This is a genomic window from Roseovarius sp. CAU 1744 (assembly GCF_039839345.1).
GTDB lineage: Bacteria > Pseudomonadota > Alphaproteobacteria > Rhodobacterales > Rhodobacteraceae > Roseovarius.
Window position 1 is genome coordinate 419,825 of sequence record NZ_JBDOQV010000003.1, and the last position, 13,350, is coordinate 433,174.

Annotated in this window: 12 protein-coding genes; 6 read left to right on the forward strand and 6 right to left on the reverse strand. The window is 61.0% G+C overall.

The window, feature by feature from the left end; translation table 11 throughout:
- Positions 1-29 precede the first annotated feature (29 nt).
- On the reverse strand, positions 30-743 hold the full coding sequence (locus tag AAFO92_RS08500) for an HAD family hydrolase (protein ID WP_347534286.1): 714 nt from the start codon (positions 741-743) through the stop codon (positions 30-32).
- A 180-nt stretch (positions 744-923) separates the two neighbouring features.
- Here AAFO92_RS08500 and msrA point away from each other — a divergent pair, with 180 nt between their 5' ends.
- Positions 924-1,595, forward strand: a complete 672-nt coding sequence (gene msrA / locus AAFO92_RS08505) for a peptide-methionine (S)-S-oxide reductase MsrA (RefSeq protein WP_347534287.1) — start codon at positions 924-926, stop codon at positions 1,593-1,595.
- Positions 1,596-1,649: 54 nt separating this feature from the next.
- Here the strand turns inward: msrA and AAFO92_RS08510 are convergent, their stop codons facing one another.
- Positions 1,650-3,905 carry an NADP-dependent malic enzyme gene (locus tag AAFO92_RS08510; protein WP_347534288.1) on the reverse strand — a complete coding sequence of 752 codons (2,256 nt, stop codon included), beginning with the start codon at positions 3,903-3,905 and terminating at the stop codon, positions 1,650-1,652.
- Between the two features lie 164 nt (positions 3,906-4,069).
- Here AAFO92_RS08510 and mutS point away from each other — a divergent pair, with 164 nt between their 5' ends.
- Positions 4,070-6,670 (forward strand): DNA mismatch repair protein MutS, encoded by a 2,601-nt coding sequence (gene mutS, locus AAFO92_RS08515; protein ID WP_347534338.1) that lies wholly within the window; start codon positions 4,070-4,072, stop codon positions 6,668-6,670.
- Positions 6,671-6,756: 86 nt separating this feature from the next.
- On the opposite strand, the gene AAFO92_RS08520 is transcribed toward mutS, so the two are convergent.
- From AAFO92_RS08520 to hrcA, 3 genes are read right to left on the reverse strand one after another with little or no spacing between them, the layout of a single operon-like run.
- Positions 6,757-7,806, reverse strand: coding sequence for a TPM domain-containing protein (locus tag AAFO92_RS08520; protein WP_347534289.1), 1,050 nt, complete (start codon positions 7,804-7,806; stop codon positions 6,757-6,759).
- 40 nt (positions 7,807-7,846) lie between these two features.
- Entirely contained in the window at positions 7,847-8,407 is a 561-nt protein-coding gene (locus AAFO92_RS08525) for a nucleotide exchange factor GrpE (protein WP_347534290.1), read from the reverse strand.
- 11 nt (positions 8,408-8,418) lie between these two features.
- Complete coding sequence (gene hrcA, locus AAFO92_RS08530) at positions 8,419-9,483, reverse strand: heat-inducible transcriptional repressor HrcA (protein ID WP_347534291.1); 1,065 nt, start codon at positions 9,481-9,483, stop codon at positions 8,419-8,421.
- Positions 9,484-9,606: 123 nt separating this feature from the next.
- On the opposite strand from hrcA, the gene rph reads away from it, so the two are divergent.
- The 4 genes from rph to AAFO92_RS08550 are packed head-to-tail and all read left to right on the forward strand — an operon-like array spanning position 9,607 to position 12,430.
- Positions 9,607-10,323, forward strand: a complete 717-nt coding sequence (gene rph / locus AAFO92_RS08535; protein WP_347534292.1) for a ribonuclease PH — start codon at positions 9,607-9,609, stop codon at positions 10,321-10,323.
- Positions 10,316-10,924 carry an RdgB/HAM1 family non-canonical purine NTP pyrophosphatase gene (rdgB, locus tag AAFO92_RS08540; RefSeq protein WP_347534293.1) on the forward strand — a complete coding sequence of 203 codons (609 nt, stop codon included), beginning with the start codon at positions 10,316-10,318 and terminating at the stop codon, positions 10,922-10,924. The genes rph and rdgB overlap by 8 nt, the downstream gene beginning before the upstream one ends.
- On the forward strand, positions 10,917-12,077 hold the full coding sequence (gene hemW, locus AAFO92_RS08545) for a radical SAM family heme chaperone HemW (RefSeq protein WP_347534294.1): 1,161 nt from the start codon (positions 10,917-10,919) through the stop codon (positions 12,075-12,077). Before rdgB ends, hemW begins: the two co-directional genes overlap by 8 nt.
- The gene (locus AAFO92_RS08550; RefSeq protein WP_347534295.1) at positions 12,077-12,430 is read left to right on the forward strand and encodes a YbaN family protein; all 354 of its coding nucleotides are present in this window, start codon (positions 12,077-12,079) and stop codon (positions 12,428-12,430) included. The genes hemW and AAFO92_RS08550 overlap by 1 nt, the downstream gene beginning before the upstream one ends.
- Here AAFO92_RS08550 and AAFO92_RS08555 read toward each other — a convergent pair.
- Positions 12,420-13,331, reverse strand: a complete 912-nt coding sequence (locus AAFO92_RS08555) for a ParB/RepB/Spo0J family partition protein (protein ID WP_347534296.1) — start codon at positions 13,329-13,331, stop codon at positions 12,420-12,422. The genes AAFO92_RS08550 and AAFO92_RS08555 overlap by 11 nt on opposite strands.
- Positions 13,332-13,350 lie beyond the last annotated feature (19 nt).

Below are 13,350 nucleotides of genomic sequence, written 5' to 3' on the forward strand. Positions count from 1 at the left end.
TGAATTTCGGTATCCGACGTGCGGGCGTATCAAAGCCGGTGCCGCTTCAGCTTTTCGTAATAGGGCATTGCCGCATCGCTCAGGGCACGTTGCGCAGCGGTAAGCTGGGGCAGCTCCCCCTCGGCCGGGGCAAATCCGGTGGACCGATGCACCGCCCCGTACCAATGCGCCGCCCAGACGCCATCATCCGGATGACCGCCCACAGGCCAGTGCAGCATCGCCGGATCCCAGGGCAGGTCGATTGCGGCGCATAACCGTTTCAGCATGGCTTGGGGATCGCGCCGGATATCGGCCGAGTCGATCACCAGCGGCGTCACCCCTTGCGCTGTCAGTTGATCGAACAGTTCTGCCTGCTGGACAAAACCGATATCCTCGAGCCCGGGATCGTCATACTTGGCCGAGAAGCTGGCCGCGACGCGCGCCGGGTGCCGGATCAGAAAGACATTGGTAACCTGCGCCAGCCAGTCCCGCGGAATGCCGGCGATCATGTGCTGTGTCATGTGTTTCTGGTAGAAATGTGGCTTTTCGGCGGGAATAGTGCCTAGCAGATTGGCGACAACGCGATTCGGATCCGTGGGCTGCGCTGCAAGGATTTGATCCCGCATGGGATGGCGCAGCCCCGTCCTGGCCAGATAGGCGGCATAGAACGGCTCGTCGATAACGGCAAAATCCCTGCGCGCGCCAAAGGCATACATCATCGCCGTGCTCAGATTTCGCGGCCCGGACCACATGGCAACGCGCATGTCGGGTCTCTCCCTGCATGTGATGGCTGGGTTCAGCCGTGAAAATGTTACAGGCCACGCTAATTCGGCCCCGTTCTCCCGCCAAGGAGTAAATTGGTGTCACCAGCCTGTGAGATTTGGTTTCAGCCGCTTGGCGGTCGATCGCGGATGGGCCAAGCTGCGAAAAACGGAGGGCCCGACATGGTGGCGATCGAATTCAGGCATTTCAAAACCGGGTTGCTGGCGGCGCTGATCGCTGTCGGCATTGGTATCCAGTGTCACAAGGCCTATGCAGCCGAAAGCGAGACGCTGATCGTGGCGGGTGGCTGCTTCTGGTGCGTCGAATCCGATTTCGAATCGGTCCCGGGCGTGACCGGCGCGGTATCAGGCTATACCGGCGGCGACATCAAGAACCCGACCTACAAACAGGTGGGCAAGGGCGGTACGGGGCATTACGAGGCGGTCAGGATCAGCTTTGATCCGGCGCGCGTCAGCCGCGAGACGCTGCTGAACATGTTCTTCCGTTCGATCGACCCGACGGATGCGGGCGGGCAATTCTGCGACCGCGGCGAAACCTATCGCACAGCTATTTTCGTGTCGAATAACGCCGAGAAATCGCTGGCCAATGCCGTGAAGGCGAAAGCAGAGCAGGAATTGGGCCGCAAGATCGTCACCCCGGTTCTGTCCGCCAAGACCTTCTACGAGGCAGAGGATTATCACCAGGATTACTACAAGGGTCGAAAACTGGTGGTGACGCGGTTTGGCCCCAAACGTCAGGCCGAGGCCTACAAGCGGTATCGCAAGGCCTGCGGGCGTGATGCGCGCGTTCGGCAGCTCTGGGGTTCTGCCGCGCCTTTCGCGTCCGGCCACTGAGCCGCAGTTGTCGCGGGCGCTCCGCGTCAGGCTCTGATTCGGCTTGATCTGGCCTCAGCCAACCTTGCAGGCGGCCAGGACGGCCATGTTCAGAATGTCATTGGCGGTGAAATTCGTCGAACAGATCTGGATGGACTGATCAACACCAGACAGGATTGGCCCCACCACGGTGGCGCCGCCCATTTCCTGCATCAGTTTGACCGAGATCGAGGCGGAATGGCGGGCGGGAACAACCAGCACGTTGGCCGGACCGGTCAGGCGCTGGAACGGATACGCCTCCTGCGCGACAGTGTTCAACGCCACATCCACGGTCATTTCGCCTTCGAATTCGAAATTGACGCCACGCGCCTCCAGAACCTTGGGCGCCTGGTGCATCTTTTCCGCGCGCTCGGACCGGGGATAGCCGAAGGTCGAGAAACTGACAAAGGCCACCCGCGGCTCGACCCCCAGATGGCGGGCGACGCCGGCGGCACGTTCAGCAATGTTGGCAAGGTCTTCCTGATCCGGCCATTCATGTACCAGCGTATCGGCGATAAACACGATCCGGCCCTTGTGCATGATCGCGGTGACGCCCACCGCGCCATGTTCCGCATCGGCGTCAAAAACGTGATTGATCAACTCAAGCACATGCGCCGATTTTCGCGTGGCCCCGGTGACCAAACCGTCACCATGCCCATGCGCCAGCATCAGCGCCGAAAACACGTGCCGGTCTCGCGCGGCCAGCCGATGAACATCTTGATGATCAACGCCTTTGCGCTGCAGACGGGAATAGAGAAAATCCTTGTACTGATCCAGGTGATCGGTATTGGCGGCGTTCACGATCTCCAACTCGGCCACGGCGTCGCCCAATCCGGCGGCCTCCAGCTTGGCCTTCACATCGGGTTCCCGCCCCACGACCAGCGCATGACCGTAACCTGACCGCTGGTATTGCACCGCGGCGCGCAGCACCCGCGGATCGTCCCCCTCGGCAAAGATCATTCGGGCCTGGGCGGCGCGGGCACGGGCATTGATCGACCGCATGATGCTGGCGGTCGGATCCATCCGAGTCTTCAGCGTGACCTCATAGGCATCCATGTCCACGATCGGCCGGCGCGCGGCGCCGGTATCCATGCAGGCCTTCGCCACCGCCGGCGGGATCTTGTGAATCAGGCGCGGATCGAAAGGTGCGGGGATGATATAGTCACGCCCGAAGGTCAGCTTGCGCCCATAGGCCATGTCGACCTCGTCCGGCACATCCTCGCGCGCCAGCCGGGCCAGCGCTTCGGCACAGGCAATTTTCATCTCGTCGTTGATCGCACGGGCGTGCACGTCCAACGCGCCGCGAAACAGATAGGGGAAACCCAGCACGTTATTGACCTGGTTGGGATAATCGCTGCGCCCGGTGGCAACGATCGCATCTGCCCGCACGGCATGGGCCTCTTCCGGCGTAATCTCGGGGTCGGGGTTTGCCATCGCGAAGATCACCGGATCCGGCGCCATCGACGCCACCATGTCCTCGGTCACGGCGCCCTTGACGCTGACCCCCAGGAATACATCCGCGCCCTTCATCGCCTCTTCGAGCGTGCGCAGATCGGTGTCGACCGCATGGGCGGATTTCCACTGGTTCATGCCCTCGGTCCGGCCCTGGAAGATCACGCCCTTGGTATCGCAAACCACACAGTTTTCGTGCCGGGCGCCCATTGCCTTGAGCAATTCGATACAGGCGATGCCCGCGGCCCCGGCACCGTTCAGCACGATCCGCACATCCGCGATCTTCTTGCCGCTCAGGTGCAGGGCATTGATCAGCCCCGCCGCGCAGATCACCGCCGTTCCGTGCTGATCATCGTGAAAGACGGGAATATCCATCACCTCTTTCAGGCGCTGTTCGATGATGAAACATTCCGGCGCCTTGATATCTTCGAGGTTGATGCCGCCAAAGGTCGGCCCCATCAGCTTGACCGCGTTGATGAACGCCTCGGGGTCTTCGGTATCCAACTCGATATCGATCGAGTTCACATCGGCGAAGCGCTTGAAAAGAACGGCCTTTCCTTCCATCACCGGTTTGCTGCCCAGCGCCCCCAGATTGCCAAGGCCCAGCACCGCGGTCCCGTTCGAAATCACCGCCACGAGGTTGCCCTTGTTGGTGTAGTCATAGGCGGTTTCGGGATTTTCCTCGATCGCCAGGCATGGCACGGCGACGCCCGGCGAATAGGCAAGGCTCAGATCGCGCTGCGTGGTCATCGGCACGGTGGCCTGAATCTCGAACTTGCCGGGGGTGGGTTCCAGGTGAAAGGCCAGCGCCTCTTCCGGGGTGAATTTGGATTTCGCCATGACAGGGCCTGTAAAACGGGTGTGTTATGTCACTGCATAGCCGGGCTTTCGAGAAGCCTCAACCGGAAGGCGGATTTGGCTTTCGTCCGGACGCGGCGGTCAGTAAGGTTTGCCGAACCAGCGGGGGAGTGTTTGTGACGTCTGCCAAATCAGCCGTGACGCCGATGATGGCGCAATATCTGGAGATCAAGACGCAATATCCCAATGCGCTGTTGTTCTACCGGATGGGCGATTTCTATGAACTGTTTTTTGACGATGCGGTAGAGGCTAGCGCGGCGCTGGATATCGCGCTGACAAAGCGCGGCAAACATCTGGGCGAGGATATCGCGATGTGCGGGGTGCCGGTACATGCCGCCGAGGGATATCTGCTGACGCTCATTCGCAAAGGCTTTCTCGTGGCGGTCTGCGAACAGTTGGAAAGCCCGGCAGAGGCCAAGAAGCGCGGATCGAAATCGGTTGTAAAGCGCGACGTCGTGCGACTGGTCACGCCCGGCACCCTGACCGAGGAAAGCCTGCTGGAGGCGCGGCGGCATAATTTCCTGGCAAGCGTCGCCGAAGTACGCGGTGAATCCGCGCTGGCCTGGGTGGATATTTCAACGGGGTCGTTTCGGGTCATGCCCCTGGCGGCGGTGCGGTTGGGCCCCGAACTGGCCCGGCTGTCACCGAGCGAGGTCGTGATCGCCGACGCTACGGAACTGGCCGAAATAGTGACTGAATCGGGCGCATCTGCCACGCCTTTGGGACGGGCGGCCTTTGACAGTAGCGGCGGTGAGAAGCGGCTGTGTGACTTGTTCGGGGTCGGTACGCTGGACGCCTACGGCCAGTTCTCGCGGCCGGAAGTGGCGGCGATGGGAGCAATCGTCGAATATCTTGAGATCACGCAAAAGGGCAAACTGCCGTTGTTGCAGCCGCCGATACGCGAGGATCACGCGCAGGTTCTTCAGATTGACGCGGCGACCCGGCGCAATCTGGAACTGACCCATGCACTGTCCGGCGGGCGGGCGGGATCGCTGTTGTCGGCGATGGACCGGACGGTCACGGCTGGGGGCGGTCGCCTGCTGGAACGGCGGCTGTCCAGCCCCTCACGCCAGTTGGACGTAATCCGGGAGCGGCTCGATTCGGTGGCGTTTGCCGTCGGGCAGTCCCGGTTCTCGGGCCAGCTGCGCGAGGCGCTGCGCAAGGTGCCCGATCTGGACCGCGCCCTGTCGCGGCTGGGTCTGGATCGCGGCGGGCCGCGCGACTTGGCAGCCATCCGCAACGGGCTGGTTCAGGCGGCGGAAATGGCGCAAATGCTGTCGGGGCAAGAACTGCCGGAGCTGCTGGACAGGGCAAGTTCCGCGCTGAGCGGCCATGATGATCTGATTGCTCTGTTGGAACTGGCACTGATTGCCGAGCCGCCGCTGCTGACTCGCGATGGCGGGTTCATTGCCGAAGGTTATGACCAGGAACTGGACGAATGCCGCAAGCTGCGCGATGAGGGCCGCAGCGTGATTGCCGCAATGCAGGCCGAATATGCCGAGATGACCGGCATTCAGTCGCTGAAGGTCAAGCACAATAACGTGCTGGGCTATTTCGTCGAAGTGACCAGCACCCACGCGGACAAGATGCTGTCGAAGCCGCTGAGCGACACGTTCAAGCATCGCCAGACCACCGCCAATCAGGTTCGGTTCACGACGCAGCCGCTGAGCGAGATGGAAACCAGGATCCTGAACGCGGGCGGGCGCGCGATCGAGATCGAAAAGCGGCTCTATGACAGCCTGAAAGCGGCCATTCTGGACCGTGCTGCCGAAGTATCACACGCCGCGCGGGCACTGGCCGAACTGGACCTGACAACCGCGCTGGCCGATCTGGCGCGGGCCGAAAACTGGTGCCGGCCGAAGGTGGATGCCAGCCGATCCCTGAAAATCGACGGCGGGCGCCACCCGGTTGTCGAACAGGCCCTTCGGGCGCAGGGCGGGGAGCCGTTCATCGCCAATGACAGCGATCTGGGTGATGGCGCGGATATCTGGTTGCTGACCGGGCCGAACATGGCCGGTAAATCGACCTATCTGCGCCAGAACGCGCTGATCGCCGTGCTGGCGCAGATGGGCAGTTTCGTACCGGCACAGACGGCGCATATCGGGCTGGTCAGTCAGCTCTTCAGCCGCGTCGGTGCCTCGGACGATCTGGCGCGGGGGCGGTCAACCTTCATGGTCGAGATGGTGGAAACCGCGGCGATCCTGAACCAGGCGGATGATCATGCGCTGGTCATCCTGGATGAGATCGGCCGAGGTACTGCCACGTATGACGGGCTGTCGATCGCCTGGGCCACGCTGGAACATCTGCACGACGTGAATCGCTGCCGCGCTCTGTTCGCCACCCATTACCACGAGATGACGAACCTGAGCGAGAAGCTGGAGCGGGTCGAGAATGCCACCGTCGCGGTCAAGGAGCATGAGGGCGAGGTGATCTTCCTACACGAGGTGCGCAAGGGTGCGGCAGATCGGTCCTATGGTGTGCAGGTGGCCAAACTGGCGGGCTTGCCCGAGGCGGTCGTGGCGCGCGCGCGCGTCGTGCTGGATGCGCTGGAGAAGGGCGAGAGGGAGGGTGGTGGCGCGCAAAAGGCGCTGATCGACGATCTGCCTCTTTTCGCGGCCACGCCGCCGCCGCCCGCGCCGGTCAGGAATTCGGAGGTGGAGGATAGATTGGCCACGGTCCTGCCCGATGATTTGACCGCCCGCGAAGCGCTGAACCTGATCTACGAGTTGAAGGACCTGTTGAAGTAACGGGCCCGGAAACCGACAGGCATTCAATCCGTAACAGTGCTACGAAAGCCTGAACGATTCAGGCACGATTCCAGCTTAAATCGCGCCTACCAACTGCCGCTGGCCCCGCCGCCGCTGGACGATCCGCCACCGAATGAAGAAGACGACGACGAGCTGCTTTTGCTTTTCTTCGGGATCGTGCGCCAGACGGTGTAGGTATCGTGGCAATGGTGGCACTGGTAATCGATCCTCTGTTTGCCGGTCGAGGATGTGGTGGCCGGTTCGACGGTGGTTGTGTCACCTTCCAGCGTACGGAACTTGCAACTGCGGCAGGCGCCATATTGGCTGAACCAGGCGCGGTAGGCCTCGATCGTAACATGTTCGCATTGCGGGCACTGCCAGACATCGTAATCTACGCTTTTCAGATTTTCCTCGGTGATCTGCCCCTCTTGCAGGTGGCTGTCATCCCATCCTTCATCAAGCCGGTGCATTTCGCTGCCGTCATTCGGACAGGTGCGGGGATGGTTGCGTTTCCACCGGCGATAGGCCTGCACCGGCAGCAACAATAGCGGCGCGGCGATGACATAGATCCAGCTGCCCAGCCACGAGATTATCCGCATCAGTGCGTTCCACGCCTTGACATAGAACGGCGCGCCATATTCTCCGTGCCAGCTGCCGGTCAGGTCGTAGATGACCGCATCGACCCCGGCGGCGATGCCCCCGGCATAGTCATCCTGCCGGAAATTGGGGATGATCACGTTGTCGATGATTTCCTTCATCGGCGCATTCTTGGCGTCACCATAGCCTGACCCGATCTCGATCCGCATTTCGCGATCGTAGCGCGAGACCAGCATCATCACCCCGTCATTGCGGGACGCGTTCCCAACACCCCAGTGATTGAAAAGCCCGGTGGCAAAGGGTTCGATGGCACCGTCATGGCCATAGTCACCCATCCTGCCGATGGTAACGACCGTGAACTCGATGCCAAGCTCATTGCGCAATTCACGCAGGTCGCCCCGAATTTCATCCTCATCCGCGTCGGTCAGCAGGTCGGCGAAATCGTTAACGTAAAGCTCTTCATAGGCCGGGTAGGTTTGCGCAAGACTTGCAGGCGCGGACAATGCCAGCGCCAGAAAAGCTGCAAAAAATCTGTTCATGTACTTGCCTGTAGTTGCCTCGTGCGGGCAGCCTAGCAGGTTATTCCTTCATCGACGAGACACCAACCTGCGCCGGCCGCAGAATGCGTTCATGCAGCATGAACCCTTCGGCCGACACCTGAATGATGTCACCGGCCTTGGTACCGGGCAGTGGCGCCTCGAACATCGCCTCGTGTTCCTGGGGGTCGAACCGGTCACCCACTTGGGGAGAAATCAGCTTGATCCCGTGTTTCGAGAAGACGTTCAGCAATTCACGCATGGTCAGGTCGATGCCTTCGAAGAAGGCGGGTGCTGCGGCGCGCTGTTCCTCGGTGGCTGATTCGAGCGCGCGCTTCATGTTGTCGTAGACAGGCAGCATATCTCGGGCCAGTTTCGAGCCACCGTAATTGGCAGCCTCCAGACGGTCCTTGTCGGATCGTTTACGCGCGTTTTCCGCATCCGCCAACGCCCGCATGAACTTGTCCTGCAACGCATCGCGTTCCGCACGAAGCGCGTCGATCTCTGCTTCTTCGTCCGTAATCTCAGCTGTTTCGGCCTCTAGCTCTTCAGCCAGGGCCTCGTCGATGTCGTCCAGGAATTCTTCGTTCTTCGCTTCTGCCATCTCTTTCACCTCTAACCCCGGTCAGCGATCAACTTGCCAACCAGCTGTGCCGTGTAATCCACAATCGGCACGATCCGTCCGTAGTTCAGGCGGGTCGGGCCAATCACGCCCACCGCGCCCACGATCTTTCGATCAGCGTTCATATAAGGAGACACCACCAAAGAGGAACCCGAAAGTGAGAAAAGTTTGTTCTCAGAGCCAATAAAAATGCGCACGCCCTCGCCTTCTTCGGTCAGTTCCAGGAATTCGGCGATGTCGCGCTTGCGTTCCAGGTCATCAAACAGCGTCCGGATACGCTCCAGGTCTTCCTCACCCGCCTCGGAATCCAGCAGATTCGCCCGCCCGCGTACGATCAGACGTTCATAGGTGTCGCCCTCGTCATCCCAGACGGCAAGGCCGCTTTCGACCATCGCGTGGGAAAGCTGGTCGATCTCCTGCCGGCGCGCTTCGATCTGGGCGGCGATGGCGGATTGCACCTCTGACAGGGTCTTGCCCTCGATCAGGGCATTCAGAAAATTCGCCGCCTCGCGCATCGAACTTGGCGTCTGCCCGGGTGGCGGGTGAAAAACACGGTTCTCGACATGGCCGTCGGCAAAGACCAGAACCACCAGTGCGCGGTCATGGCCCAGGCCCACGAATTCAATGTGCTTGATCGCGGCCTCGTGTTTTGGCGCAAGCACCAGCGACGCGCCACGCGTCACCCCCGAAAGCGCGGAACCGACACGATCGAGCGCCGCAGACACGTCGTCGGAATTGCTGCCCATCGTGGCGTCGATCATCTGCCGGTCGGAATTTTCCAGATCACCGACCTCAAGCAGCCCATCCACGAACATCCGCAAACCCTCCTGGGTCGGGATGCGCCCGGCACTGATATGCGGACTGTCGAGCAGGCCCAGATATTCCAGGTCCTGCATGACGTTGCGGATGGTCGCGGCGCTGACCTTCTCGCTCATGTCGCGGGTCAGGGTGCGCGATCCAACCGGATCGCCGCTGGCCAGGTACCCCTCGACGACGCGGCGAAACACCTCGCGGGAGCGGTCGTTCATCTCGGCCAGGATTTTACTGCTGTCATTCATGCTGTCTGCGCTGTGCGAATTCCGGCTCGTACTAAAGGACGCGGCGATCAAAAGGTCAATCGGGGTTGCTATCGGGTCGGCGACACCTGTATCCCCAAGCCTGAAAGAAACGAGGATGACACGATGCGGCCTTCGGGTAGAGATTTAAGCGAGATGCGGGCGGTTTCAATCGAAACCGGAGTCACGAAACACGCCGAAGGATCCTGCATGATCCACGTGGGAGACACGCATGTGCTGTGCACCGCCACGATCGAAGATCGGGTGCCGCCCTTCATCAAGGGGTCCGGCCTTGGCTGGGTCACAGCGGAATACGGGATGTTGCCCCGGTCCACCACCAGCCGGATGCGGCGCGAGGCGACGGCCGGCAAACAGGGTGGGCGGACCGTGGAGATCCAACGCCTGATCGGGCGTTCCCTGCGCGCCGGCATTGATCGCGTCGCGTTGGGAGAGCGGCAGATCACCGTCGATTGTGACGTGATCCAGGCCGATGGCGGCACGCGCTGTGCCTCGATCACCGGTGGTTGGGTTGCTTTGCGCCTGGCCGTTGCAAAGCTGATGAAGGCGGGTGATGTCGTCAGCGATCCCATGGTCGATCCGGTGGCCGCCGTGTCCTGCGGGATATACGCCGGACAGCCGGTACTGGATCTTGACTATCCCGAGGACAGCGAGGCCGGTGTCGACGGCAATTTCATCATGACCGGATCGAAACAGCTGATCGAGGTGCAGATGAGCGCCGAGGGTGCGACCTTTTCTCGCGATCAGATGAACCATCTGATGGATCTGGCCGAAAAAGGCGTGGCAGAGCTGGTGGCCGCGCAGCAGGCAGCGGTCGGTGCGTAAATTCGACGGCGATACGCTGCTGGTGGCCACGCATAACGCGGGCAAGCTGGAAGAGATCGCCGCGTTGCTGAAGCCATATCGCGTCGATGTCATCGGCGCGGCCGAGAAGGGCCTGTCCGAACCGGCAGAGACCGAAACCACTTTTGTCGGCAACGCCCGGATCAAGGCCCATGCCGCGGCCCAAGCCACGGGCCTTCCGGCACTGGCGGATGATTCCGGTATCGAGATCGACGCGCTTGGCGGTGCGCCGGGCGTGTTTACCGCGGATTGGGCCGAAACAGAGACTGGTCGGGACTTTGTCATGGCGATGACGCGGGCCCATGAAGAGTTGCTGGATTCCGGTGCGTCGAGACCCTGGACGGCACGTTTTTGCTGCACATTGGTCCTGGCCTGGCCCGACGGGCATGACGAGGTCTTTCCCGGCCATGTCGCGGGTCAGATCACCTGGCCCATGCGGGGAAGCGAGGGCCACGGGTACGACCCGGTTTTCATGCCGGACGGGTATGACATCACCTTTGGGCAGATGGACCGCTGGGAAAAGAACCGCATCAGCCACCGTGCGGATGCCTTTGCCAGGCTGGTCGCCGGCTGCTTTGGCTGAGGATTGGCAACAGGGGGGCTTTGGCCTTTATCTGCATTGGCCGTTTTGCGAGGCCAAATGTCCCTATTGTGATTTCAACAGCCATGTCGCGCGTGAGATCGACCAGTCTGCCTGGGCCGAAGCTTATTTGCGTGAAATCGACCGCTATGCCGATTTGCTGCCGGGCAGAGTGCTGCATTCGGTTTTCTTTGGCGGCGGCACACCCAGCCTGATGAACCCGGATGTTGTGGCCGCCATAATTGAGCGGATCCGCGACCGATGGCCCGTGGCGAACGATCTGGAGATAACGCTGGAGGCCAATCCCGGTTCGGTGGAGGCTGGCCGTTTCCGTGGATTTGCAGATGCGGGTGTGTCGCGCGTGTCAATGGGTGTTCAGGCGCTGAATGACGCCGACCTGCGCCGTTTGGGGCGGATCCACACCGTGGCCGAGGCGAGGCAAGCCTTTGATATAGCGAAGAATTGTTTTGACCGTGTCAGTTTTGATCTGATCTATGCCCGGCAGGATCAATCGCTGGATGACTGGCGGGCAGAGCTACGGGAAGCCCTGGATATGGCCGTAGACCACCTGTCGCTCTACCAGTTGACGATCGAAGAAGGCACCGCCTTTGGCGACAGGTATGCCGCGGGCAAATTGCGGGGTCTTCCGGTCGAAGATCTGGCAGCCGACATGTACGAGGCAACGCAGGAACTCTGCGGTGCGGCTGGGATGCCCGCCTACGAGGTGTCAAACCATGCACGGCCGGGTTCTGAATCGCGGCACAATCTTATCTATTGGCGTTACGGCGATTACATCGGGATCGGACCGGGCGCCCACGGCCGCATTACCCATGGCGGCATCCGCTATGCGACCGAGGCCTATGCGTCGCCCGCGAAATGGTTGGCCGAAGCGGCGCGCGGCGTGACGGAGAAACGCAGCGATCCCCTGTCCGGCATCGAGCAGGCCGATGAATATGTGATGATGGGGTTGCGGATCTGGGACGGGATCGATCCGCGCCGATATGACGCTTTGGCGGGACGCCCTTTGTCAGACAGCACGATCCACTCCCTGCAGGATATCGGCATGATCGTTGCGACTGACTCGCGGATTCGCGTGACAGATCGAGGCAGGATGGTGTTGAATACCGTAATCAAAGAGTTTTTGTCAGGAAACTAATGCGGGCTTTCTGGGCGACACTTGGCTTATTGAGCCTGGGGCTTGGTATCATCGGCATCGCCGTGCCACTGCTACCGACCGTCCCATTCATATTGCTGGCGGCTTTCTGTTTCGCCCGCTCTTCCGAGCGGCTGCACATCTGGCTTTTGTCACATCACCGGTTCGGCCCCGTCATCGAAGATTGGAACCGGCGCGGCGCCATCAGCGCAAAAGTGAAGCGGATCTCGACAGTCTCGATTCTGGCCGTTTTTTCGATTTCGTTGATACTGGGGCTGCGCCCGCTGATCCTTGGAATCCAGGCGGTGGTACTGGGCTGTGTCGCGGTCTTTATCTGGACGCGGCCTAACGGCTAGCACTCAGCAGCCGGCAAAGATCGTCCAGCTGGTCAAGCGAATTGTAGCTGATGCTGATCTGCCCGTTTTCCTGTCCGGGCTTGTGGTTGACCGATACTTTCATGCCCAGCGTCGCAGAAAGATCGCCTTCAAGCGCCTTGGTGTCGGCATCCTTGGCGGGGGTAAGATTGGTTTTCGCTGTTCTCCGGCCATCGGCAAAGATGTTCTCGGCACTTACCTTCACCAGTTTCTCCGCCTCGCGCACCGACAGGTTTTTCTTGATGACCTCGCGGGCAAGGGCGGCAGGATCGTCGGCGGTGATCAGGGCGCGGGCATGCCCGGCAGAAAGCTTGCCATCCCGCAGATAAGTCTGAACTTCGGCCGGCAATTGCAGCAGCCTGACTGAGTTCGCAATATAGCTGCGGCTTTTACCCAGCACTTGCGATAGCTTATCTTGTGTGTGTCCAAATTTTTCCATCAACTGGTTGTAGCCAGCAGCCTCTTCCACCGGGTTCAGATCTGCCCGCTGGATGTTTTCGATGATGGCAACTTCGAGCACCTCGATATCGGTGAAGTCACGTACGAGGACAGGCACCTCGTGCAGTTTCGCCATCTGCGCAGCGCGCCAGCGGCGTTCACCGGCCACGATCTCATAGTCTCCGGCACGTCCAGGCATCGGGCGAACAATCAGGGGCTGGATGATGCCTTTTTCGGCAATCGACGCGCTCAGGTCGGCCAGCTGCTCCTTGTCGAAACTTCGCCGTGGCTGATCGGGATTGGCCGAGACCATTTCAATCGGAACCAAAAGGTCAGGTCGCGTGGGCGCGTCCGCCGAGCGGGGGGTCGAATCCTCGGTCACATCCGCCATCAAGGCCGAAAGGCCCCGGCCCAATCCGCGTTGTTTCATTGGTTTCTTCGTCATTCCCTGCTCCTTCCCGCGC